Raw genomic sequence first — 24,266 nt, 5'->3', positions numbered from 1 at the left:
CCAAAGGCCCGCAACCAAGCGGGCCTTTTTCAATTCAATCCCCTCAAAGCCACCTCAAGCTTCAAAGCAATCTCCCTATGCGCTGAGGGGCCAAGCATATGCTCGGCCACAGGCTGTTGCAGCGTCCCGAACAACACGTCCTCGATCTCGTCTGACAAGGAGGACACACTGACCGAGCATTCCACGACACTGACACATTGCGGTCGAACCTGTTCGATCATGTCAGCGTCGGGCAGGACAAGGTCGCGATGCCGGTCCTCCTGTCGCTGTATATGCAGCCAGAGAAGAACAACCCCCGGCTTGATCCGGCGTATCAGCTCGGATGTGTTGCGCAACCAAGTCTCTCGCAACTCTTGTGCCACAACCTCAAAGCGCGCGTCCTTTGTGGCCCGCAACCGTTCCAGCAAATGCCTGACAAAGTGGATTTCCGTGAAATCGACCTCGGGATAAAGATCCAGCAGATCGCGCGAAGGTTCAAGAAACCGATCATTCCGACGCGGGTGCACGCGATAGAACCTGTTCGACTGGCAGGGCACGTCCAGCACTTGCAGCACACAACGGTCCGATCCGTTGACAAGGTTTAATACCCCCGGGTCGGCAAGCAACGCGTCAGCCCCGCAAAAAAGGTTACCAAAATTGATACAAGGTTTCGGCAACCTTTTTGCAAGCAATGCCGGGTACGGATATTCCACGAACCGGCCAAACGTCTCTTCTCCACCCAGGCAGGCCACATAAGGCGTATCAAGATTTCCGGGCGGCGACCGAAACCACAGATTTGATCCTGCATATTGGCACGCGGCCTCTGTGCCGTTGCTTACACGATGAAAGCTCATACCAAGCCCCCCAAATTTTTCACCCAATTGCCAATTTGCGGCCTTAGGTATTGAGAATCTCCTAATGCGCGCATTTGAAGCAAAATTGACCGGTTCGATCCCCTTGCCGCCCGCCCCGGTCTGCCGATACTGTCCCGGTATCCTCCAGGGCAAAGGCAGCTGAACATGGAAGTTAAATCAGTCGGGGTGATTGGCGCGGGTCAGATGGGCAACGGCATTGCCCATGTTCTGGCTTTGGCGGAATACGATGTCTTGCTGAATGATGTCAGTCAGGATGCGTTGAACAGCGCAATGGCCACGATCGAAGGCAACATGGCGCGTCAGGCATCACGTGGCAAGATCACTGACGATGCGATGCAGGCAGCCCTGAAGCGTATTACAACCACCCTTGAATTGCCGCAGCTGGGACAGACTGATCTGGTGATCGAAGCCGCGACCGAGCGGGAAACGGTCAAACAGGCCATTTTCGAAGATCTGCAACCTCACCTTCTGCCGCATACGATCCTGACGTCGAATACGTCGTCCATTTCCATCACGCGTCTGGCCAGCCGCACGGACCGGCCCGAACGTTTCATGGGTTTCCACTTCATGAACCCGGTTCCAATCATGCAACTGGTGGAACTGATCCGCGGCATCGCAACGGATGAGGAAACCTTCAAAGCCTGCAAGGCGGTCGTGGACCGGCTGGGCAAAACGGCCGCCAGCGCCGAAGATTTCCCGGCTTTCATCGTTAACCGCATCCTGATGCCGATGATCAACGAAGCCGTTTATACGCTGTATGAAGGTGTCGGAAGCGTCCAATCCATCGACCAATCGATGAAGCTGGGTGCGAATCACCCCATGGGGCCGTTGGAATTGGCGGATTTCATCGGGCTGGACACATGTCTTGCCATCATGAACGTCTTGCATGATGGTCTGGCTGATACAAAGTATCGCCCCTGCCCGCTATTGACCAAATATGTCGAGGCCGGATGGCTGGGGCGCAAGACGCAGCGCGGTTTCTATGACTATCGCGGCGAGGTGCCGGTTCCGACACGTTAAGTAAACCGCCCGTGCCCGGTACGGTATCGGTTAGATGAAAACACGGGTCAGGACTTGCCTGACTTGCCCAGCGACAGTGTATGGTTTCTGAGCCAGGTCATGAAACCACGCGGGTCTTTCTCCAACTGTTCCATATCTTGATCCGAGATCGGATCGCCAATGACCGGCGATTGCGGTTTTTTGCACGAGCGGACGATTTCATGCAGCAACAAGCCTTGCCGCAGGATCGGCGACAGCTTGTTGGCGATCTGGTACCAGCGCGAGTTGCTGCCGGGAAAGAAAATCGGCACCACACGCGCGCCTGAACGGCGGATCATTTTTGCGGTGAACACATTCCACTCGCGCTCGACCGCAGGGCCAAACCAGTCATCCGAAGACATGACGACACCGGACGGGAACAGCGCCACGACACCGCCTTCCTTCAGATGGTCCATCGCCTTGCCACGCATTTCCAGCATCTTGGCCTGCGCTTCGGGGTCATGCGGAAACGGAACCGGGATCATGAAAGACGTCGCTGCCTCATCAAGACCCGTCAGGACCGAGCGGGTCAGAATGCGATAATCACTGCGGACCCGCCCGATCAACTCGGCCAGAATCATACCGTCCACCATTCCGTGAGGGTGGTTGGCAACGACAACGACGGGGCCGGTTTTTGGGATACGGGCAATCTGTTCTTGCGGTGTGGTCAGGTCAATCCCCATCACCTCAAGCGCGCCGCCCCAGAACCGCTGGCCCCGGTAAAATTCGTTCTTTTTCTCGAATTTGTTGACCATCCGCAGAATGGTCAGCTTGCCCGTGCACCATTCGATGGCGCGAATGGCCGTCGAAGTCCAGGCATCGTCGAACGAGTTCGCATAGGTCAGAGTTCTACGGTCGTAGATCTCGCCCTGATCTGCGGTCCCATCCACCACCGGGCGTGTCTTGGTCTCGTGCGTCGTTTCCGCCAATTCCTGGTCTTCCCGTTCTTCCTGTCCCGGTAAGGGCAGCTTAGAACCCCTCTCCGAACTTGTCGTTCACAAGCGCTTCCAGAGCTTCTGCCAATGCTTCAGCATCCGGTCCGGAGGTCTCGACGTCAATAGTTGTTCCGCGTGATGCTGCCAACATCAAAAGGCCCATAATACTGTCGCCTGACGCAGAAATTCCGTCCTTCGACACCTCGGCATGCGCGTCGAAACCTTCCACAACCTCGACCAGCTTCGCCGATGCGCGGGCATGCAGACCTTTTTCATTGATAATTTTCAGGCTTCGGGTGGTCATATTCATCAATCCGATTTTAGTCCAATGTCACATTTTGCGCATTGATGTATTTCCGTCCAGCTTCCATTGCCTGACGGACAGCATCACCAACGGGTAAGTGGCGGCTTTTGGCCAATTTAATGAGCATTGGCAGGTTTGCCCCATACAATATCCGCCGATCCTGAGGGGCGCAGGCCCGCAGGCTGAGATTTGAAGGGCTGCCGCCGAACAGGTCGGTTACAACGACAACACCGTCGCCCATATCCACTGCGTCAGCCGCACGACAGATTTCCGCCTGTTTTTCATCCCTGTCGTGGTCAGGTTCGATCGCAATGGCCACAAGGCCGGGCTGCGGCCCGACCACATGCTGTGTGGCGGCCAGGTATTCCTGGGCCAAACCGCCATGCGCAACGATCACAATTCCGATCAATCCGACCTCACATTCAACGACCGACGTTCCATCTCGCGATGCCTAATTGCCACCTGCTGCCCGTCCTCTGCAAGGGCCTTTGCAACGGCTTCCGCCATTGCGACGGATCTGTGTTGCCCACCCGTGCATCCGAAAGCCACCGACAGATGTGCTTTTCCTTCGGCCCGAAAGGCCGGCAGCAACAAGGTTAGCAAATCCATCACCCGTCCAAGAAAGGGTTCGTAATTCTTATCCGATTGGACATAGCGCGCAACGTCCGAGTGCCGCCCATCCGCCGCCCGCAACTCGGGGCGCCAATAGGGGTTCGCCAGAAACCGGCAATCAAAGACCATGTCCAGCCCACGCGGAAGGCCCCGCTTGTACGAAAACGACTCGATTGAAACTGCCAGATGTCGCCCCCCCTGGGGCGCAAACCAGTTTTCAACTTCTTCCCGTAACTGGTGCACGTTCAGTTGGCTTGTATCGATCAGGGTATCTGCAATCTCGCGTATGGGGGCCAGCAGCTCTTTTTCGCGCTGAACACCGGTCTCAGGGCTGGCATCTTTGGCGACGGGATGCCGCCTGCGGGTTTCCGAAAACCGGCGCACCAATACGTCATCACTGCAATCCAGATACAGAACGGTCAAATCCACCCGCGCCATGCGGCCCAGGCTTTCGGCCAGTTCGATAAACCCGATTGTCGAGAAATCGCGATTTCGGGCGTCAATGCCAAGCGCCATTGGGCGGTCGCTGTCCGCGCTGTCCAGCAGGCGCAGCAGCAGGCCCATCGGCAGATTGTCGATGGCCTCAAAACCCAAGTCTTCCAGTACATGAATGGCTGTGGATCTTCCGGCCCCTGATGGGCCTGTTACCAGCACGATCCGCCGTTGCTCAGTCATTTGTTCGGCCATTCCGGGTGTACACGCCCATTCTTCAGAAGCTGCATCAACGCTGCGGCCAAATTGGGCACGCCCGCCCCGTGAAGCAAGGGAACAGTTTGCCCCAGCAGCACGATTGTCGCCTCGGCAGGTAACCTCTGTGGCTCATTTTGATCCAGATCCACAACATAGTCCAACGGGACCGGTCCGAATACATCCGCTTTGATCAAACCAATGTGACGGGCCTCGATCAAACCCTGTATCTGCGGCACGGCGGCGGCAATGACCTGATGGTCCCGCCTTGACAGTTCGACACGATCATCCGCGACCAGACCCGCCCCATAGCCCATCATCTGCAATGCCAATGCTGATTTGCCCGCGCCCGAGGCACCGACGATTAACAGCCCGCGCCCGGCAACTGTTACGCATGAGGCATGAACACAAGCGCTGTCCCGGTCTTTGGCGTCTGACAGAGAACCTGCTTGCATGAGTTATACAGGTAACCCCACCACAAAACGCGCGCCTAAGGGGTCTGACGTAATATCCGCTTCGGTCGGGCGGATATTCTCAGCCCAGATTACGCCGCCATGGGCTTCGACAATCTGTTTCGAGATGGCCAGACCGAGCCCCGAATTGTTGCCAAAATGCTCAGGTGGGCGTTGCGAATAGAAGCGCTTGAACACTTTGGTCAAGGCCTGTTCCGGAATACCCGGCCCGGTGTCTTCGACCACGACTAGAACACGGTTGTCTCGCTGACGCACCCAGACGCGGATGGCATCACTTTCTTCACAGAAGGAAATGGCATTGGTGATCAGATTGACGAATACCTGCGCCAGCCGTGCCTCAAGCCCGTTAATGACAATCGGTTCAGATGGCAGATCGGTGATATAGTCAATCCCCTTGGATCGCGCGTCCTCACCCAGATATTGACCAATATTGCCAATCAGCTTGAGTAGATCAAAGGGCTGCTCTTCTTCCTTAACCAGTTCCGCATCAAGACGTGACGCGTTCGAGATGTCGCTGACCAGCCGGTCCAGGCGCCGAACGTCATGTTCGATTACACCCAGCAGCTTGTCGCGCTGATCTTCGCGCTTGACCATGCGAAGCGTGCCAACAGCGGATTGCAGGCTGGCCAAGGGGTTCTTGATTTCGTGGGCGACATCAGCGGCGAACTGTTCGTTTGCGTCGATCCGATTATACAAAGCAGTCACCATGCCCCGTAAAGCGCGGCTGAGGCGACCGATTTCATCCGGACGGGCGCTTAGATCAGGGATGCGAATGCGCCCCGGATTAACCCCTGTGCCTCGGTCCTTACCCATTTCCGCCGCTGCGGCCAGATCTGCCAGCGGGTTGGCGATGGTCGAAGCCAGCACAAGGCTCAGGCCCACCGAAACCAGCAAAGCCACCACGAACATTTGCAGAATTCGCTCCTGCTCGCGGCGGGCCAATGCGTCGATCTCACCGGCGGGGCCTGTGATTGCAACAGCTCCGGCTGGGGTATCTTCGTAGAGGATCGGCGCAGCGGCCACGATCACGGTCTCACCTGCGGCGTCCTGAACAGCCTGAACCTGACTTTGGCCTGCCAGCGCCTGCGGGATTATTCCCTGCACCCGTTGTGCCAGCGTCGGTGCCTCAACCTCGGTCGACCAGTTGAGAAGGTTCGACACACCGATCCACACCGCATTCAACGTGTCGCTGATCACTGTGCTGCCGGTTTGCACCTCGGAATTGGTTTGCAGAAGAACCGGCATGGCCGACACTTGCGGGGCACCGCGTGTCCAGCCAATCAGGGTGCCACTGGCGTCATAGACAAAGACTTCCCCGCCTTCAGGAAGTGTCAAACCTGACAGCGTATCTCTGACGTCGAGGTTGCCAGCATCCTGCGCGGTGTGTTGCGCACCCTGGCGCAGCTGGGTTTCAAAGACGTTGCTGACCAGCTGCGCATCGCCAAGCAGATTGCGCGCCGTCTGCTGAACCGTCTCTTTCCGCGAATCGTCTAGATACAGCAATCCTGTAACCAGGATCACCAGCGCGATCAGGTTAAAGGTGATGATCTTGCGCGCCAAAGGCGAGCCTCGCAGAGAAAACAGGTTTCTCTGGGACCGCTTTTCCCTCAGTTCCGCTGACTCGGTATCGTCGGGAATGACCCAGTCATCCCCGAGTACGACGTCACCGTCACTTAGTTCGCTGGCTGCTTCGGTGTCGCGCACGAGAGCCCATTACCCCTTGCTGGCGTGGCGCCTATTCTTCGTTGTACCGATAACCGATACCATAAAGGGTTTCGATCGCCGAAAACTCGGGATCAGCCGCGCGCATCTTCTTGCGCAGACGCTTGATGTGGCTGTCGATCGTCCGGTCATCCACATAAACCTGATCATCATAGGCCACATCCATCAGCTGGTCGCGGCTTTTGACGAAACCCGGACGCTGGGCAAGTGCCTGAAGAAGCAGGAATTCGGTCACGGTCAGGGATACATCATTCCCTTTCCAGCTGACCGCATGGCGCAGCGGGTCCATCCGCAAGTCGCCGCGTTCCATAACCTTTGTGTCGTTGCTATTGGCCGCAATCGCGTCGCCGCTTGTTGCTTCTTGCCGACGCAGCAGGGCGCGGATGCGCTCAACCAGCAACCGTTGCGAGAAGGGCTTTTTCACATAGTCATCCGCGCCCATGCGTAGACCTAGAACCTCGTCGATTTCATCATCTTTCGAGGTCAGAAAGATCACCGGCATCTGCGTTTTCTGACGCAGCCGCTGCAGCAGATCCATGCCATCCATTCGCGGCATCTTTATATCGAGTACGGCCATATCAGGCAGCTTTTTGTTGAACGCATCCAACGCGGCCTGGCCATCATTATAAGTTTCAACCTCGAAACCTTCGGCTTCGAGTGTCATGGATACAGACGTCAGAATGTTTCTATCGTCATCCACAAGTGCAATCTTTGACATCGGGCTCACCCCTATTCCTGCTCACTCGCGCAATAATTCGCTTATTTGTAAGGCATTGTTGGCGGTTTTAAGACGCCGAATCAATCCGTAACTGCGAATCGTGCCTTTGTTGCGGCAGGTCTGCGGCAAATTTGCCTTTATGCCCGCAAAAATATGCCCGGTTCTCAGTCATTGAATTTGTGATGGCGCTAAACCCGAACTTGGTTGCGCTAACTGCGTCAAACCCGCCTGTTCATGTCCTGAACGACCGTGGTAAGACGCGCCCAACCGCCGGTTTTCCCGGTACACTGCCCCAAAGGCGCCTCAGGGCCCAAAGCCCCCGCGCCGCCACAGGAGAAGATACACATGACATCTGGACGGGTTAACCCGCAATTCCGCCTCGAGGATCAGGGCATCGAGGGTCTGGGCAATGTCTATTATAACTTCATGGAACCGGCGCTGATCGAAGAAGCGCTGAAGCGCGGCGAAGGTACACTTGGGAATGGCGGTGCCTTTCTGGTCACCACTGGCAAGTTCACCGGTCGCTCGCCCAAGGACAAGCACGTCGTCAAAACCAGCAGCGTGGCTGACACTATCTGGTGGGAAAACAATGCCGAGATGACCCCCGAGGGATTTGACGCCCTCTACCAAGACATGCTGGCCCATATGAAAGGCCGTGACTATTTCGTGCAGGATCTCGTCGGCGGTGCCGATCCGACCTACGCGATCAACGTGCGCATGGTGACCGAGCTTGCCTGGCACAACCTATTCATCCGTCACCTGCTGCGCCGCCCGGATCGCGAGGATCTGGACGAGTTCACCGCGGACTTCACCATCATCAACTGCCCCAGCTTTCAGGCTGACCCGGCCAAACATAACTGCCGCAGCGAGACGGTTATTGCGCTGAACTTCGACCGCAAGCTGATTCTGATCGGCGGCACCGAATACGCGGGTGAGAACAAGAAATCCGTCTTTACCCTGCTGAACTACATGCTGCCGGAAAAAGGCGTGATGCCGATGCACTGCTCGGCCAACCATGCTGTCGGAAACGCGGTCGATACCGCCGTGTTCTTTGGTCTGTCCGGCACCGGAAAAACAACCCTGTCCGCCGATCCGTCGCGCACGCTGATCGGAGATGACGAGCACGGCTGGTCGGATCGGGGCACCTTCAACTTCGAAGGCGGCTGCTATGCCAAGACCATCAACCTGAACGCCGAAGCCGAGCCGGAAATTTATGCGACCACCTCGAAATTCGGCACCGTGATCGAAAACATGGTCTTTGACCCCGAGACCAAGGAACTGGATTTCGACGACGACTCGCTGACCGCGAACATGCGTTGCGCCTATCCGCTTGAATATATCTCGAACGCCTCGAAAAGCGCGCTGGGTGGGCATCCGAAGAACATCATCATGCTGACCTGCGATGCCTTTGGGGTTCTGCCGCCGATCGCGCGGCTGACGCCTGCACAGGCAATGTATCACTTCCTGTCGGGCTTCACGTCAAAGGTGGCCGGGACCGAGCGTGGCGTAACCGAACCGCAGCCCACCTTCTCGACCTGCTTCGGTGCGCCGTTCATGCCGCGTCGCCCGGAAGTCTACGGAAACCTGCTGCGCGACAAGATCGCCCAGCACGGCGCGACCTGCTGGCTGGTCAATACAGGTTGGACCGGTGGCGCCTATGGTGTCGGCAGCCGGATGCCGATCAAGGCCACCCGCGCCCTGCTGACCGCAGCGCTGGATGGTTCACTGCGCGACGCCGAATTCCGCAAGGACGCCAATTTCGGCTTTGACGTTCCCGTCTCTGTCCCAGGCGTCCCCGAAGTTCTGCTTGACCCGCGTCGGACCTGGGATGATCAGGCCGCATTCGACAAGCAGGCTGAGAAACTGGTGCAGATGTTCGCCGAGAACTTTGAGCAGTATCTGCCGTTCATTGACGACGACATCAAAGCCGTCGCAATCGGATAAACGAAAAAGGGGCCGTTGGGCCCCTTTCTTTTTGCCGATCCGCAGCTTTTTTAGCTGTCCGCCGAATACTCATCTTATAGTTGTATGTCGTTAAAAGCACATACAAGTGCGTTGTTTCAAAGTGCGATCTGCGCTAGGCATATTTACTGTTGAGACGAAAAAGCCCGGCACATTCGCGCCGGGCACTGACTGAAAGGACTTTATGGAAGCTCATATGCGCACACTCACAACGCTGGATTGAGCAACCTAATCAGGCTTCTAGTCTAAGTAAACGGGGATGAGTGTCAACATGGGACTGGCTGGTTAGTATTGCGATCAGCGTGGTTCAAATGGTCGCGGACAGGCGGCGGTTGGCACAGAAAACTACAGGTAACACCATGACGGAAATCTCGAAACTCACCGAACTACGCAAATTGATGCAAAGCATGGAGCGGACGCTTGGGCTGGAAAAACTATCTCCGGTTGAGCGCGACATCTATTACGCCGCGGAAGAGCTTTCAAAATCCACTCAGGAAGTGCGTACGTTTGGTTTGATCGAGCATACTTTGGTCCAAAGCATTTCACGCCCAACTTTTTTCCGCGCGCTGAAATCGCTGGTCGAAAAAGGCTATCTTTCGCAAAGCGGCAGCGCCAACCGCGGGCGGTACATCGTTCATGCCCCCAGATGACGCGCCCCGTGCGCGCACGGTGATGTGATCGCAATGCGCGGCTGGGCGACTGACACCCTTGCGGCTTCACTGGCTTATGTGCTGGCGTCGATACTGACCTTCGCCGTGCTGATGCCAATGCAGAACGTGTTTTTTCCAGAATACCCAAGCCGGGCGAGCCTGCTGTTTTTGCCGCATGGCGTGCGGGTTCTGTCGGCCTGGTTGCTGGGGTGGCGCGCAGTATTTGCGTTGCTGCCGGGTGTGTTCATCGTCTTTGCTTATCTGGCGGGAACGGATGTTTTCCTGCCCACCCGCCTGCTGGCAATTGCTGTCGCGGTTCTGACAGTTCCTGCGGTTTTCTATCTGCTCAAGGCTGTCGGATGGGACCTGTTCCCCAACCCGAACCGCAAACCCTGCTGGATTTGCGTTATGGGCGTGGGCATAGCCACATCCATTCTGGTCTCTGGCCTGACCAATCTGGTCTTTGGCAGTGCAACGGTTGAGTACATCGCGTTCCTTATCGGCGACATCTCGGGCCTGTTCTTTCTGATGCTGGGTCTCTACTTCGCGTTCCGGTTTGCAGACAGGCGACCGGGCTAGCACCTCAGCCCATCAGGCCACGCCGCAGCAGGTTCAATCCCGCTACCAGTAAAACGAACAGCGTCGCCTTGCGAAAGCTGGCCTGATCGATGCGATCCTGCAATTTCAAACCAACCCACATGCCAAGCATGGCAGGAAAGATCAGTATTACTGAAAACGGAACCGTTTGCACCCGCAGAAAACCTGACCAGACATGCGCGGCCAGTAACATGACCGCCCCCAATCCATAGATGACGCCCTGAATTCGGATTTGCTCGGCCTTCGGGGTATTCAAAGCCGTCAGATAAGCAACTGTGGGGGGACCCCAGATGCCCGACATGCCACCCACGAACCCGGCGACGCCGCCAACAATAGCCTCAACACCGGTTGATGGATGATGTAGTACCAGCCTGACGCCCAGAACCTGCACAAGGGCGAAGAAGGACACGAATGCGCCGATCAGCAGCAGGAAGACCGAACCGGGCACCAGCGTAACCAGCTGTGCGCTCAGTACCAGAAAAACACCGCCAACGACCAGGAACACCCGAAACCGGCGAATGGAGCTGAGTGCGGCGCTGGCGCCCCCGCGAAAAGCCTGAACGCCGTTGGTGACAAGGGTCGGCAGAATAAGCCCTGCCAGGGTCAGATCCGGTGGCAGAAACGAATTCAGGCCAGATACAAACACCATGGGCATGGCAAATCCAACCATGCCCTTGACCCATCCGGCGGCAAAGGCGACGGCGATGGCAAGTAACAGCTCTTGCGGCGACAGAAGGGAAAACAGGTCCATGCCTTCTAGATATCATCTGGATTTTCTTCTGCATTGCAAAAATGATAAGGTAATTTTTGAACTTTCTAGCAGCAAATTGAGTATTTTTGTTGCGCTGCACGTGCAGCATGATATGACCAGACGACCGAGGAAAGGACGCGATTCATGGCCCATGACGGACAGGATATGACCCAAATGACAACTGATGCAGTTTTGCCCGATCTTCTGGATTTAACGCGGGCCGCCGTGCCTGCTGTGGACGCCGTTTTTGAAAAAGCCCGCGCATCCGTGCGTGGCATGGTGACTGCTGAGGGCCGGGTCTCTGGCGTTTTGATCGAAGCAAATCAGACCGCCGCGCATGGTCTGGCCTGGCTGGCGACATATTCGCAGTCGCTGCAACAGATGCAGCGCTGGGCAGAAGCGCTGCAAGCCGATGGTAAATTTGGCGAGATCGAGCAGTTGCTGCACCAGATAGCCTTTGGCGAATATCTGCACCAGGTCGCGGGCGGTATTCCGATGAACCAAGGCGAGGTGATGCGTCTTCAGGATATGGGGCTTGGCTGGGACGCGCTGTCGGGCTTTCAGTCGACCGAAGTGCAGACCCTGATGGCACGGGCCAATTCTCAGGCCGCACGTAGCCGTCTGGTTGCGCTGATGCAGGATCAGGCCGGAGCTACGATGTTCGGCGCGTCCGGTCTGGATGAAGAGCTTGAGATGATCCGGGACCAGTTCCGCCGCTACGCGCAGGAAAAGGTCGAACCAAACGCGCATGACTGGCACCTGAAGGATGAACTGATTCCGCTGGAAATCATTGAAGAACTGGCGGAAATGGGCGTTTTTGGTCTGACCATCCCCGAGGAGTTCGGTGGGTTTGGCCTGTCCAAAGCGTCGATGTGCGTGGTGTCCGAGGAACTGTCGCGTGGCTATATCGGCGTGGGTTCGCTGGGTACCCGATCCGAGATTGCGGCCGAGTTGATCATCGCGGGCGGCACCGACGCGCAAAAGGCACAGTGGTTGCCAAAGATTGCCAGTGCCGAGATCCTGCCGACCGCCGTTTTCACGGAACCTAACACCGGTTCAGACCTTGGCAGCCTGCGCACGCGCGCGGTCAAGGACGCGAATGGCGATTACAAGATAACCGGCAACAAGACCTGGATCACCCACGCCGCGCGAACCCATGTGATGACCCTGCTGGCGCGGACAAACCCCGACAGCACCGACCACCGCGGCCTGTCCATGTTCCTGGCGGAAAAGACACCGGGCACAGACGAGAACCCCTTCCCAACCCCCGGCATGACCGGTGGCGAGATCGAGGTTCTGGGCTATCGCGGTATGAAGGAATACGAGCTGGGTTTTGACGGCTTCCACGTCAAGGGTGAGAACCTGCTGGGCGGAGAAGAAGGCAAAGGTTTCAAACAGTTGATGGAAACCTTCGAAAGTGCGCGCATCCAGACTGCCGCCCGCGCCATCGGCGTGGCACAGTGTGCGCTGGACATCGCCATGCAATATGCGATCGACCGCAAGCAGTTCGGAAAATCCCTGATCAACTTCCCGCGCGTGTCCGGCAAGCTGGCGATGATGGCGGTCGAGATCATGATCGCGCGTCAGCTGACCTATTTCAGCGCATGGGAAAAAGATCACGGCCAGCGCTGTGACCTTGAGGCCGGTATGGCCAAGCTGCTTGGTGCGCGTGTGGCCTGGGCTGCGGCGGATAACGGGTTGCAGATTCATGGCGGCAACGGCTTCGCGCTGGAATACAAGATCAGCCGCGTTCTGTGTGACGCGCGTATCCTTAACATTTTCGAAGGGGCGGCCGAAATTCAGGCACAGGTCATCGCACGACGTCTGCTCGGGTGACCCATTTCGGCAGTCCTGTTTCCCCGACTGGCCCGGCGCTTGCGCCGGGTCTTTTTCCTGTTTTGTACAATCTGTACGCGGTCCGAACCATGCAGAGTACGTTTTGTACAATACATACCATCGCCCCTCGCGGCCCGCGTAACGGTCATATCTGACCTGCGTGTTTCAAAACTTCCCCCTTTGATCCCGCCCTTTTCACCGGTAGAGCATCAACCGGACACGAGGCGTCGAAATTAACTTTTGGAATACCGCATGACCCGACCTTTCCTTGCCATTTGGGCCGTTCTTGCGGCTCTTGCTCTGGCGGCTTGCACCACGTCTCAGCCGACGGTGAGCCGGAGTGATGTGGACGCGCTGGCGCAATCGATCCAGGCGCTTGGGCCCAAAGTCGATCCGGCCGAGGCACAGCAAGCGGCCACGATTGCCTATGCCTATTCGCAGCAGCTGAAGCAGGACTGGAACGTCACCGACCCGGCCATCATCCACAACGCCAAGGTCATCAACGGATTCCGCGAAAAGGGTCTGTGCAATGACTGGGCCGAAGCGATGACCAAACGCTTGCGGCAGGAAAATTTCCGGACGCTGGACCTGAACTGGGCCACGTCGCCTCCGACCCCGTTTCGCATCATCCACCATTCGGCATCGATCAGCGCCAAGGGGGACACGATGTATGACGGTATCATCCTCGACCCCTGGCGCAACAGCGGTGCCTTGTTCTGGGCGCCGGTGCGAGAGGATACGCGATACAACTGGGCACCCCGGCTGGAAGTGCGCGAGCGACTTCTGAACGGGTCTTTGCCCTACTGACCCGGTTTCGCCGACAGGGCTGATACGCTAGAACCCTGCCATGACACGCCTGATCCTGACCCTGCCTTTGATGGCCCTGTTTCAATGCGACAGGGATGAATCCGTTGCCGCTTATGGCGCGGCAGACCGGACATGGGCGTTGCAGGAGATCGACGGACAGCCCTTTGCCGCCAGCGCCTTGCTACGGTTCCCAGAAGAGGGCAGGATCACCGGAAATGCCCCCTGCAATAGTTATGACGGCACGCTGAACGCGCCCTACCCGTGGTTCGAAATTCAGGACCTGAGAGCAACGCGGGCCGCCTGCGCCGGGCTTGAGGCCGAAGGGGTCTATTTCGCCGCCCTTTTGGCCATGACCCAATCCGAAGTGTCGGGCGATGTGCTGATCCTGCGCAATGAGGACGGGCACGAGATGGTGTTCACAGCCGCCGAGTGACCTGATCCACAAACCGCGCGCGCGCCTCGGGCAGTGGGTTATGCCCCAGCGCAGGGGCGACGCGGTGGTTCAGGAAATACCCGGTTGTGCGCAAAGCCTGCGCAATCTCGGCATCCGGCGCGGTGCCTTCGCCCCGCAGGCAGGGCGGCAGCGGCAACAGCTTGTCTGCCCATTCCCCCGCTCCTTTGACACTGACAGCGCGCCCGGTCTTGGGCGACACATAGACCAGCCCCTCAGTCGTGCCGGTCGCGGCGCAGGCGGTCAGATCAAGGCCAAAGCCAAGCTCGTCCAGCAACGCCAGTTCCCATCGCAGGTAGGCCAGCGGCCAGATCTCATCCTGTCCCAACAGGTCCATCAACCGCTCGGTCCGGGTATAGAGCGCCGGATGCGCCTCTCGTTCGGGCAGGCAGAAGGACAAAAGCGACACGACGGCGTTCAGCCCGGACAGGGCCAGCCGCCCGGAAAACGCCGCCGCCGCGCGCGAGCGCAGAGGTTCGACCTGAAAGGTGCCGATATGTTCTTCCAGCCGCGCGCGCCACAGCACGTCCAGCTGCGCGCCGGGTTGCAGGATGGGTGCGATCTTGCGGCTGGTCCCGCCCCGCACCACACCGGCATGACGCCCGTGGGATTCGGTAAAGACCTCGATAATCGCCGAGGTTTCGCCGTGGCGGCGAGAGGTCAGTAGGATGCCGTGGTCGCGCCAGTCCAATTCGGGGTCCTGTCGGTGATTAAGTTGTGGTGTTCCCAGAAAATCGTGAAGGGTTCCGTTCTGCAATGGTTTTGCACATCAAACGCGGAAAGATACGTCAATCGCTTGGTCCGACGGCAGGGGACTGGGCATCTATGCGGACAAAGTGTGAATTCGCTGCGGATTGCGACAACGTCCGCTTTCAAAATTTTCCGCTCAAGTCCACTTCATATCGAAGGCTGATTATTGGCCCGCCGTCTGAACTCACTCGGGGTTTGCCCGACCCATTTCTTGAACGAACGCGTAAAACTGGTTGGGGTCGAATATCCAAGGGAGTGGGCAATATTTACAATCGGTCTATCTGTTTGCTTCAACATGTTCACTGCGTAATCTGTTTTGACGCGGACGAGGATTTCACCAAGGCTGGTTTTTTCCTTTTCAAGCAACCTTGAAATGCTGCGCTCAGATTTTCCGCAGAGTTTAGCGGCCGACTGCGATGTCAAAGCCACTTCGCCAACAAATGGTCGAAGAGCTTGCTCAATTGCGGCCGCCGCCTTGCGCGACGGAAACCCACTGGTCGCGTCCCTGGTCGAGCGTTGTTCAAATTCGGACTGGTAGAATGGAGTTGTCAGCCATCTTGATGGAAACCCAAGCCGGTATCCGTGCCGATCTCCTTTTATGGCCTTGATGCCGAAAAACAACGGCGGCAGGGCACTCGGGTCACTTACCGTCACAACGACATCATGAGCATTCCATTCCTCACCCATTGCACGACGAATGACTGACACCATCAATGCTGAAAAAAATCCGTCGATTTGCGCAGGAATAAATGACGGCTCAAAAGCCCGGCGTCCGTGAAATACTGCCCGATCCCCGTGAATTTCCAGGGACTGCGTTTGAGCACTGGAATGCTCTGTTGCTTCAATGGCAAACCGCGTGAGCAATTGGCCCAAGTCTGAGGCTTCGGCGCTAGCAGCAACCATTGGCGGCCATGTCGCGGTGTTCACAGCCTCTCCGAGGTGGGCTAGGAATGCCGGGTCTCCAGCGGCGGCAGCTGCATCTTCGCAAAGCTGGTAGATTACCAATGCAGGGACAAAGGTCTCAGCATTTTCGAATGCGGATCGCTTCAAGCCGACGCCGTCCAAAATGGCATCAGTGGGCAATCGCATCTTGTCCAGGGCGGCGACCAATACCGCAGCCGAATTTAGCCGGATCAGGGGGAGTTCACTCATGGCCGGCCTGCGAATACGGACAGATGAAATAATCTGGCGGCGCATTCTTCCATAACATCACCAATCAAAAACGTTGCGGAAATGAAATCTTATCGTACCAATCAATCTCGGTCAGTCAATTGATGACGCTGTCCGAGAAAGAAAGGACGCCAAAGCGTAGATGGGCTTTTCTGATCTCACATAGCGCCGATTTTATATGTCCTGCCCGCCAGAACCGTGGAGCATGGCCAGAGTTACTGCGAGGAGGGCTTAACATGACTGATCATTTCGAGAACGACCAAACTCACAGAGAAAAGATTTCGAGACAGAAGGGGAATGACGATACCCCTGCGGAAGTCTCTGAGAACGCCCTTCAATCGCCTGGGCGGCGCGAACTGTTGGTGGCTGGCGGTGCCATCGGCGCGACGATGATGGTCGGTGGCCGGGCCGATGCCCAGGCGGTCTACAGCAATAGCCCACCGTCGGATGTTCCCGCTGAATACACCGCTCCATCTGAGACATTTAAGCCGGGCGAGCCGACCAGTGATTACTATGTGCCGTCCACGGAAAAGGACGCCAACGTGAACTGGTGGATGGGACGCAATGTCGGTGGCGTCACAATTGGCCTGATACAACTTCGAGCGCACCTGCCAATGGCACCGGGCAACATGGGGAATGCCACGACATTCGATTTTCCGCTGCTCTACCGCGAGATGCTGCCGGAAAACCCGTATGACATCATGGCTCTGGAGCCACCGGAAGCCTTCACGGACGAGATCGTCAAGGCCGCTCGCTGGCTGGAGCTTCAGGGGGTGCGCGCCATTATGGGGAATTGCGGCTTCTTTGGAACTTATCAGAAAGTTGTCGCCGAGCGGATTGACACCCCATTCTATTCCTCCAGCCTCATTCAGCTTCCGACAATTCTGCAAAGCCTGCCGAGGAAGAAAAAGGTTGGCGTCATTACTGCTAGTGGCGAAGTTCTTGCGGCCGGACCCGCTATTGAGAACTGCGGTGTGTCTCCTGAAGACAAGGCCGAGAGAATTGTAATAGGCGGCCTGGAAAATGGTCCGGAAATGAAGAAAGTCCTGAACCTTGTGGGCAGCTATAACATGTTGTTGCTGGAGCAGGAGATCGTTGCGATGGCGCGCTCGCTCGTGGAAAAAGATCCGTCAATCGGCTCAATTTTGCTGGAATGCACAGAGCTGCCACCCGCGGCACATGCGGTACAGAATGCCGTAAGGTTGCCCGTGTGGGATTACACCACGCTTACCAAGTGGATCCACGACGGCTGCCTGAGACGTCCCTTCTATGGGGTTATCTGAGATCTTCGGCGTCACATCTGATCCAGCCAATGGTTTCAAAACGCAGGCAAAATGAATGAAGAGCCAAATACAATTGGAGCGATTGACGGCATCACTTCTGCTGGCCATGATCCTAGGCCTTGCCTCTCCCGGTTCAGCCACTTCAGAGGAAACCGCGGCTGCAACTGAGACCGATGGCCAAGCCAGAACAATTCCGCGCGGCCCTAACGAAGTTCCGGCAAGAATAGAAGCGGATAACGAACCTAAAGAGGCCGCTTTCGATTTTCCAGGTATCTACCGGGTACTTGAGCCTTGGAATGACTGGAAAGCGCGGATTGCAGAAGACAAAGGTGTCAGGCTGGGCTTTGACTATAACTTTGCGGCGCAAGGTACGACCAACGAAGTCGGAGAAGACAGTGCAGTCGGTGGGATCTTCCGGGCTTATATCAGCTGGGATCTTTGGGGTCGTAGCAATCCGTCCCGAGCGGGAACTTTGGACATACGCGTGGAAAATAGGCACCGCATTGGTACGGCTTTGGCTCCCGAAGCTTTGGCCCCGAACTTTGGATGGGCAGGAACGACCGCACCCGACTGGAGCAATCAAGGCTGGGGGCTTCCCGTTTTCATGTTGCGGCAAAGATTGGATTTTGGTGACGCACCCATCGAATTACGGGTCGGCAGAATGAGTGCCTTTTCCCAATTCGACATTACACCATATTCAGATAACCTGACGACGTTCCAAAACAACAGCATCATTCTCAGCCCGACCATTGGTTACCCGTCGGCGGGATCGTTCGGCATTGGTGGATATGTCGGGCTTCCCCGCAGCAAACTCTATGTCCTGGGAATGATCATGGATGCCAATGGGCGCTATGATGATTTGTCACTGGACACACTTGGTGACGGTGAATATTTCAAGGCGCTGGAATTTGGCTGGACCGATCAGGATCTGTCTGGCCTTTCCTACCTTTTTAACAACCTGCACATAGCGCTTTGGCATACAGATGACGCCAATTACGGAGCAGGGTTGACTGGCTCCTACACATTTACGGAACAGCGCCTTGGGGTGTTCGGCCGAATTGCGTGGGCCAAAGAAGGGGCCGGTACGCTTTACCAAAGTCTCGTTTCTGCTGGTTTCACCAAAGGAGTATTCCGTGACAGTATGGTTGGCCTGGGAGCCAGTTGGGGTGAAGTTCAAAACACCCACGAAAGTCAGGTCGCAGCAGAGCTATTTTACAGATGGCAAGTGGCTCAAAATCTGGCGATTACTCCCAGTATTCAGTTTCTGTCCAACCCGGCCTTCAATCCAGCCGAAAGTTCGGTCGCCGTATTCGGGATCCGGGCGAGAGTTACATTTTAGCCAGTGGTGAGTTGGAGAATATTCGGTTGCCCGTAAAATTATCGGGAATGCGTTTGGCGGTCGCTACAATCAGCTCCTCTAACGCAACTCCAACGGCAGGTTAAATCGTATTGCAGCCTTGTGAATGAACCGCAGCGTCAGTCAAGATGGGCTCGTTCCAGACCTCAGATGCGGCGCAGCATCCTGTGATATGTTGCCTCGGTCAACGTCGGGTTGTCGTTCTGGGAGGGCATGGCGGATCGGAGGATAAGTCATGGACACACCAAACCTACCTGCCATTTGCGCTTTGCGCCCAGCCTGGAACAAAGGCCGCATCGTTGGTCAAAAGCGACCACTAAAGCCAAAACATGTCTGGGCGATCCGCGTCAGGCTCGAACTCGCCGAGAATCATCGCGATCTGGCGCTGTTCAACATGGCGATCGATAGCAAGCTCCGCGGTTGCGATCTGGTGAAGATGAAAGTCGTTGATGTCATGGCGTCCGGTCAGATCAAGAAGCGGGCATCGGTCCTACAGAGCAAAACACAGAAGCCTGTGCGATTTGAGATATCCGAAGGCACACGCGCCTCGGTCGAGAAGTGGATGGAAGACGAGCTCATGGTCGGCTCCGAGTACCTTTGGCCAGGTCGCTTCCATGAGCGGCTGCACATCTCGACCCGTCAATATGCGCGGATCGTCCGCGACTGGGTCACGTCGATCGGTCTAGAAGCAAGCGCCTATGGCACGCATTCGATGCGAAGAACCAAGGTCACTCAGATCTACAAGAAGACCGGAAACCTTCGTGCGGTTCAGCTCCTTTTGGGCCACACCAAAATGGACAGAACGGCCAGATATCTGGGCGTCGAACTCGGGGATGCCCTAGCCATCGCTGAAGCCATTGAAATCTAGTGAAGTTGGGCCGCCTACATGGACGGCCCTAAGCTGCCGTTGGCCGCCTGTTGGTTATGCTGCGACGCATCCCGTCGAATCTGCCATTCGCTGCGAGAGAGAAAACTTGGACGCTAAGAACGCACATACTTCAGCGTTATTGCAATTTGACATTATCTCACGTGCTTCGTTGAGAATAACTAACCAACAAAAAAGTTCAGACACACAACAACGATGACCGCGCCGCGACGGAGCTGTTGATATTTGCTCGAACACGGATGAGCATTGACACAAGAAACTGGGCGCGTCTGAACGCGCCCAGTTTCGTCAAGTCGCGACGTGAGATACCTCTTTGTCCGGTGAGTATATGTCCAAGATGTTCCAATGTCCGGTCGTTGGTGTTGGGTTGTTGATCATTGGGACATCAAGAACGGTTGGTTTGCCGCTGGCGATTGCCGCTTCCAATGCGGGCAACAATTCATCAGCAGCACTTAGCCTGTGCCCTTCTGCACCATAAGCTCTTGCAATATCTGCATAACCCGGTCCGTTTGCAGGAGCTGCGGCTGACCCAGGGAACGTGGTCCCGTATGTCAGACCGTAATGCGCCTTTTGAAGGCCCGCGATAGTGCCGAAGGCGTTGTTGTTCATAACCAGCCAGATGATGCCCAGATCAAGCTCGACCGCGGTTGCCAGCATCGACGGGTTCTGACCGAACCCCCCATCGCCAACAAGACTTATCACCACACGGTCAGGAGCTGCCAGTTTTGCGCCGATCGCTCCCGGAGGGCCAAAGCCCATCGTCGCGAATCCACCCGGGGTCAGGATTGAACCGGGTGCCAGGATATCAAATTGTTGTCCGACGCCGTTCTTGTTCCATCCCACGTCCGTAGTGATAATGGCATCATCGGGCAGTGCCTTGCGGGTATCTGCCAAAATACGTTCGGGCATCATCGGAAAGGACGACGAGGTCGCCATGTCCACGTTGCGCGCTTTGAAGTTCGTTCGGAAGTCGGTGATCTTCTGTTCCAGCGCGGGGCGTTTGAAGCCCTCAGGATACATCTCACGGGCAACTCGGTTGACGACGCGCAAAGCGGCCTTGGCGTCAGCAACGACTCCGATCTCGGTGGGATAGTTCCGTCCAATCTCTTGCGGTTCGATGTCGATATGGATGACCTTTGAGTCAGGAATGTTGAACGTGTAACCAGGATACCAGCTGGAGCAATCGGCCTCTTTGAACCGGGTACCGACAGCAAAGATGTAATCCGCATTCAGGCAAGACTGGTTGACCAGCTCGGTGCCCCAAAACCCGGTCATTCCCAGCACAAGCGGGTGGTCGTCTCGCAACGCGCCTTTACCCATGAGGGAATGCGCGACTGGAAGGCCCATATGTTCAACGAATTCTCGCAACTCTTCGCTGGCCTGTGCCAGAAGAATACCACCACCGACATAAGCGACAGGGTTTTCGGCTTTAGCCAACGCTTCGACAATCTCTCGCGCTGTTTCATCGTCAATCGACGGTTTTTTGAGCGCACGCGTGTTGTCGCGGATACGGTCGAAACTGTCCGAGTGGATCACCTCGGAGAAGATGTCCATCGGCACATTGACCAGCACCGGCCCGGGCTGGCCGCTTTCAGCGAGATGAAACGCCTTTTCCAGAATCTCGGCCATCAGGTCCGCCCGATCTACCCGCCAGGCGCGTTTGACAAAGGGACGATAGATCTCCCACTGGGCGGCGTCTGCATGGAGGTTCACTTCCTGATGTGGATGTTTGCCGTAGTAGTGCGTTGGAATGTCGCCCGCGATCACGACCATCGGGATACAGTCCAATGCGGCGTTGGCGACCCCGGTTGCACAATTAGTCAGCCCCGGAGAGAGATGGGACAACACCACCGAGGCCTTGCCCGTCACGCGGGCATATGCGTCCGCTGCGTGGCTGGCGATTTGTTCGTGCCGTACGGTGACGAAATCGATGGGACTTTCTGCCAGCGCAGCCAGAACCGCGATATTCGTATGGCCGCACAGGCCGAATACATGCTTGACCTCGCGACGTTCGAGAAAGTCGACGATGTGTTCGGCAACGGTTTTGCCTTCCAGTTTCGCTCCGTCCATCACGCGACCTCCTGTCCGTAGAACTCACCGAACAGGTCCGGCTCCGAGGGGCGATCCTCGGGGATGGGACGGCTGACCCAGGTGTAGTTCATCATGTGTTTCATGGTGACGTTTTCATTGGTGATGTTGCCTCCCCAGATGCCGCATCCTAGGCTGCTGGTCATAGGCATGCCATTGGTCCAGGCACCCGCATTGGCCTTGGACTGAGGCTGTCGCACCATCATGCGGCTGACCGGAGCCAGGCGCGCCAACCTGTCGATGTGATCGTCATTGTGGCTGTAGATGCCGCAGGAATGGCCCTTGCCCCCGGTGTTGTAAATCTGGCTGACCGTTTCCAGCGCGTCATCAAATGTGTCGAAGTGATAAAGCGCCATCAGCGTGGTCAGTTTTTCCTTCGAGAACTTGTGCTGCGGCCCGATTTGCCCCTGATTTTCAACCATCAGGAACTTGCGATCTTCGGGGATCGAGAAACCGGCGACCTTGGCCGTTTGCTGAGGCGGACAGGCGATAGTCGGGAAGGTACGGTTTCCTTTCTCATCCCACATGGCAGCTTCAAGCATGGCCTTCTCTTTGGTCGAACACAGGTATCCACCTTCGGCCTCAAGCGCCTTGACCATATCGTCGTAAACCGAGCGCTGGATGATGATGTTACCGTCGGCCGAACAACCCGAACCAAAGTCAGACGTCTTGGAAATTCGTGTGTTCTGAGCGGCGATGTCCAGGTCGGCAGTCTCATCGATGACGATGGATGAATTGCCCGCGCCGACGCCAAAGGCCGGGCGCCCTGAACTGTACGCCGCTTTGACCATGGGCTTGCCGCCCGTTGCCAGCGTCAGATCACAGATCTCCATCAAATGTTGCGTCAATGGGATCGACGGTTTGCGAATGGATTGAAACAGATCCTCGGGGGCACCAGCGGCACGGCAGGCCGCTCGCATGACCTCGACCATCTCGAAGGTGGTATGAGCGGTTCGCGGATGCGGACTGAAGATAACAGCATTCCGGGCGTTGGCGGCGGAAACACCGGTCACCGGTGGTGTCATCGCTGGATTGGTCATCGGAATCAGGGATGCGATCACACCGGCAGGCTTGGCATATTTTACCAGACCCTTTTCTTCGTCTACTTCGACGATCCCGGTCGATGGTGTCCGCAAGACATCACGCAACACCATGTGAATCTTAAATCGCTTGGCAGGACGCCCTTCGCGATCTCCGATACCGCTTTCGTCCACGCCTTGCTGGGCCAGACGCGTGAAGGTTTTCTCGTTCCCCGCATACCACGCAATGGCCTGAGACAGGCGGTCCAACCTGCCCTGATCCCAATCCTCGATCTCGGCCATGGCAGCGCGGGCGCGTGCCAGCATATCGGCCGCCATGTTGCGGTCGTTTTCAGTGAGCTCTTTGCCCATGATGATCCTCTTGGTGTTTTGGAATTGCAGCATCGGGCATACGACGCTGTGACCGCGCCTCGCCGAATGTTCGCTTGGCGTGGCTGAGACAGCGACGCGCGTGTTCTTCATATCCCAACTCGGCCACGCGGCTTTGGTTGGGCAGTTCGATGGAATAGTCGACGGGTGGCATCCGTTCGATGATGCCTGTGAAATCGATCCATCCCTCACCGGGATATAGCCGCGCATCGCGGGCCAGTTGGATCATGCCCTCACGCGTATCGGCGATGCCGGGCAGGCAATCAGAGATATGCAGGAAGTGAAACAGGTCCGAGGGAACGTGCAACAGCTCACCAAGATCTACGCGGCTGAGGTGCAGGTAGAGCGTATCGACCAGAATACCGCCGTTGGGCTGATCAGAGGCGCGGACAATGTCCAGTGCTTCATCCAGCGTGCGCAAGCGGGAGAAGCTCGGGAACTCCAAGTCCACCGTTAATCCGTAGGGCGCTGCCAATTCGCAGGTTTCGGAATAGACGTCGATCAGAAAATCACGATCATCGCGGGTGTTTGTCCACGCGCTCATAATCATGCGTTTGGCGCCCAACTCCCCGCCAATCTCAAGAGAAGGCTCAAAACTGCGTGGATCGACATCTTCGGTGATGCGTGCAAGCTCGACATCAAGGACCTTCAATCCGGTGGTAGAGAGAGCCGTTTTGGTGGCCTGCACCTGTGCCTTGTCGATTGGGGATTGAGTGAATTCGCCGGGCACATGCATCGGAATGAATCGGGGGCTGACGGCATCGTAACCGGCCCGTGCGGCGATATAGACCAACTCGGGCGGCGTACAGCCAATCAGCGTCAGATGCGCCAAGGAATAGAGAGAGGGGCTTGCGCCAGCCTCTTCGGGTTTCACCATGAACGACAGCTCCACGTGTCTGCGAATCTAAAATTCATCACACGTAGTC

Annotated in this window: 24 protein-coding genes; 10 read left to right on the top strand and 14 right to left on the bottom strand. The window is 56.8% G+C overall.

Annotated features, from left to right (window positions below; all coding sequences use genetic code 11):
* Positions 1 to 29: 29 nt before the first annotated feature.
* The gene (locus tag ACR0LL_RS20005; protein WP_480588967.1) at positions 30 to 833 is read right to left on the bottom strand and encodes a DUF6473 family protein; all 804 of its coding nucleotides are present in this window, start codon (positions 831 to 833) and stop codon (positions 30 to 32) included.
* Positions 834 to 998: 165 nt separating this feature from the next.
* Between ACR0LL_RS20005 and ACR0LL_RS20000 the strand changes: the two genes are divergently transcribed.
* Entirely contained in the window at positions 999 to 1,874 is an 876-nt protein-coding gene (locus ACR0LL_RS20000) for a 3-hydroxybutyryl-CoA dehydrogenase (protein WP_209506328.1), read from the top strand.
* Between the two features lie 47 nt (positions 1,875 to 1,921).
* On the opposite strand, the gene ACR0LL_RS19995 is transcribed toward ACR0LL_RS20000, so the two are convergent.
* Genes ACR0LL_RS19995 through ACR0LL_RS19965 form a run of 7 tightly spaced genes read right to left on the bottom strand, consistent with a single transcriptional unit; the run spans position 1,922 to position 7,343 of the window.
* Complete coding sequence (locus ACR0LL_RS19995; RefSeq protein ID WP_480588965.1) at positions 1,922 to 2,821, bottom strand: lysophospholipid acyltransferase family protein; 900 nt, start codon at positions 2,819 to 2,821, stop codon at positions 1,922 to 1,924.
* A 40-nt stretch (positions 2,822 to 2,861) separates the two neighbouring features.
* Positions 2,862 to 3,131: an HPr family phosphocarrier protein gene (locus ACR0LL_RS19990; protein ID WP_209506323.1), complete on the bottom strand. Its 270-nt coding sequence runs from the start codon at positions 3,129 to 3,131 to the stop codon at positions 2,862 to 2,864.
* A 16-nt stretch (positions 3,132 to 3,147) separates the two neighbouring features.
* Complete coding sequence (locus ACR0LL_RS19985) at positions 3,148 to 3,540, bottom strand: PTS sugar transporter subunit IIA (protein ID WP_267364203.1); 393 nt, start codon at positions 3,538 to 3,540, stop codon at positions 3,148 to 3,150.
* Positions 3,537 to 4,418, bottom strand: coding sequence for an RNase adapter RapZ (gene rapZ, locus ACR0LL_RS19980; RefSeq protein ID WP_480487121.1), 882 nt, complete (start codon positions 4,416 to 4,418; stop codon positions 3,537 to 3,539). Before rapZ ends, ACR0LL_RS19985 begins: the two co-directional genes overlap by 4 nt.
* Complete coding sequence (locus ACR0LL_RS19975; RefSeq protein ID WP_480588963.1) at positions 4,415 to 4,885, bottom strand: HPr kinase/phosphorylase; 471 nt, start codon at positions 4,883 to 4,885, stop codon at positions 4,415 to 4,417. Before ACR0LL_RS19975 ends, rapZ begins: the two co-directional genes overlap by 4 nt.
* Before the next feature lie 3 nt (positions 4,886 to 4,888).
* Positions 4,889 to 6,607: an ATP-binding protein gene (locus tag ACR0LL_RS19970; RefSeq protein ID WP_480588961.1), complete on the bottom strand. Its 1,719-nt coding sequence runs from the start codon at positions 6,605 to 6,607 to the stop codon at positions 4,889 to 4,891.
* A gap of 31 nt (positions 6,608 to 6,638) precedes the next feature.
* A complete protein-coding gene (locus ACR0LL_RS19965; protein WP_267364197.1) occupies positions 6,639 to 7,343 on the bottom strand; it encodes a response regulator transcription factor in 705 nt (234 codons plus the stop codon).
* Positions 7,344 to 7,688: 345 nt separating this feature from the next.
* Here ACR0LL_RS19965 and ACR0LL_RS19960 point away from each other — a divergent pair, with 345 nt between their 5' ends.
* From ACR0LL_RS19960 to ACR0LL_RS19950, 3 genes are all read left to right on the top strand, one after another.
* Positions 7,689 to 9,287: a phosphoenolpyruvate carboxykinase gene (locus tag ACR0LL_RS19960; RefSeq protein WP_267364196.1), complete on the top strand. Its 1,599-nt coding sequence runs from the start codon at positions 7,689 to 7,691 to the stop codon at positions 9,285 to 9,287.
* Positions 9,288 to 9,664: 377 nt separating this feature from the next.
* On the top strand, positions 9,665 to 9,955 hold the full coding sequence (locus ACR0LL_RS19955) for a hypothetical protein (protein WP_209506363.1): 291 nt from the start codon (positions 9,665 to 9,667) through the stop codon (positions 9,953 to 9,955).
* 33 nt (positions 9,956 to 9,988) lie between these two features.
* A complete protein-coding gene (locus ACR0LL_RS19950; RefSeq protein WP_267364195.1) occupies positions 9,989 to 10,534 on the top strand; it encodes a hypothetical protein in 546 nt (181 codons plus the stop codon).
* Between the two features lie 4 nt (positions 10,535 to 10,538).
* Here the strand turns inward: ACR0LL_RS19950 and ACR0LL_RS19945 are convergent, their stop codons facing one another.
* Positions 10,539 to 11,303 carry a sulfite exporter TauE/SafE family protein gene (locus ACR0LL_RS19945; RefSeq protein ID WP_480588958.1) on the bottom strand — a complete coding sequence of 255 codons (765 nt, stop codon included), beginning with the start codon at positions 11,301 to 11,303 and terminating at the stop codon, positions 10,539 to 10,541.
* 144 nt (positions 11,304 to 11,447) lie between these two features.
* Here ACR0LL_RS19945 and ACR0LL_RS19940 point away from each other — a divergent pair, with 144 nt between their 5' ends.
* From ACR0LL_RS19940 to ACR0LL_RS19930, 3 genes are all read left to right on the top strand, one after another.
* Positions 11,448 to 13,139, top strand: a complete 1,692-nt coding sequence (locus tag ACR0LL_RS19940) for an acyl-CoA dehydrogenase family protein (RefSeq protein ID WP_480588956.1) — start codon at positions 11,448 to 11,450, stop codon at positions 13,137 to 13,139.
* A gap of 252 nt (positions 13,140 to 13,391) precedes the next feature.
* Complete coding sequence (locus tag ACR0LL_RS19935; RefSeq protein WP_480588954.1) at positions 13,392 to 13,946, top strand: hypothetical protein; 555 nt, start codon at positions 13,392 to 13,394, stop codon at positions 13,944 to 13,946.
* Between the two features lie 40 nt (positions 13,947 to 13,986).
* On the top strand, positions 13,987 to 14,379 hold the full coding sequence (locus ACR0LL_RS19930) for an META domain-containing protein (protein WP_480507408.1): 393 nt from the start codon (positions 13,987 to 13,989) through the stop codon (positions 14,377 to 14,379).
* Here the strand turns inward: ACR0LL_RS19930 and recO are convergent.
* Positions 14,363 to 15,088: a DNA repair protein RecO gene (gene recO / locus ACR0LL_RS19925; RefSeq protein ID WP_480588969.1), complete on the bottom strand. Its 726-nt coding sequence runs from the start codon at positions 15,086 to 15,088 to the stop codon at positions 14,363 to 14,365. The two genes, ACR0LL_RS19930 and recO, sit on opposite strands and share 17 nt — an antisense overlap.
* A 206-nt stretch (positions 15,089 to 15,294) precedes the next feature.
* Positions 15,295 to 16,344: a helix-turn-helix domain-containing protein gene (locus tag ACR0LL_RS19920; RefSeq protein WP_480588952.1), complete on the bottom strand. Its 1,050-nt coding sequence runs from the start codon at positions 16,342 to 16,344 to the stop codon at positions 15,295 to 15,297.
* Positions 16,345 to 16,553: 209 nt separating this feature from the next.
* Here ACR0LL_RS19920 and ACR0LL_RS19915 point away from each other — a divergent pair, with 209 nt between their 5' ends.
* The 3 genes from ACR0LL_RS19915 to ACR0LL_RS19905 all read left to right on the top strand — a co-directional run bounded on the left by ACR0LL_RS19915 (position 16,554) and on the right by ACR0LL_RS19905 (position 19,825).
* Positions 16,554 to 17,600, top strand: coding sequence for an aspartate/glutamate racemase family protein (locus ACR0LL_RS19915; protein ID WP_480588950.1), 1,047 nt, complete (start codon positions 16,554 to 16,556; stop codon positions 17,598 to 17,600).
* 73 nt (positions 17,601 to 17,673) lie between these two features.
* Entirely contained in the window at positions 17,674 to 18,939 is a 1,266-nt protein-coding gene (locus ACR0LL_RS19910; protein WP_480588948.1) for a carbohydrate porin, read from the top strand.
* A 253-nt stretch (positions 18,940 to 19,192) separates the two neighbouring features.
* Positions 19,193 to 19,825 (top strand): tyrosine-type recombinase/integrase, encoded by a 633-nt coding sequence (locus ACR0LL_RS19905; protein WP_480588946.1) that lies wholly within the window; start codon positions 19,193 to 19,195, stop codon positions 19,823 to 19,825.
* 306 nt (positions 19,826 to 20,131) lie between these two features.
* Here ACR0LL_RS19905 and ACR0LL_RS19900 read toward each other — a convergent pair whose 3' ends face one another.
* Genes ACR0LL_RS19900 through ACR0LL_RS19890 form a run of 3 tightly spaced genes read right to left on the bottom strand, consistent with a single transcriptional unit; the run spans position 20,132 to position 24,232 of the window.
* Positions 20,132 to 21,913, bottom strand: a complete 1,782-nt coding sequence (locus ACR0LL_RS19900; RefSeq protein ID WP_480588944.1) for a thiamine pyrophosphate-binding protein — start codon at positions 21,911 to 21,913, stop codon at positions 20,132 to 20,134.
* Positions 21,913 to 23,322: an aldehyde dehydrogenase family protein gene (locus ACR0LL_RS19895; RefSeq protein ID WP_480588942.1), complete on the bottom strand. Its 1,410-nt coding sequence runs from the start codon at positions 23,320 to 23,322 to the stop codon at positions 21,913 to 21,915. Before ACR0LL_RS19895 ends, ACR0LL_RS19900 begins: the two co-directional genes overlap by 1 nt.
* Positions 23,303 to 24,232, bottom strand: coding sequence for a sugar phosphate isomerase/epimerase family protein (locus ACR0LL_RS19890; RefSeq protein WP_480492851.1), 930 nt, complete (start codon positions 24,230 to 24,232; stop codon positions 23,303 to 23,305). The genes ACR0LL_RS19895 and ACR0LL_RS19890 overlap by 20 nt, the downstream gene beginning before the upstream one ends.
* Positions 24,233 to 24,266 lie beyond the last annotated feature (34 nt).

This window comes from Ruegeria sp. AI2 (assembly GCF_056541275.1).
Note: the sequence above shows the minus strand (reverse complement) of the source record. Positions and strands in the feature narration are given on the sequence as shown.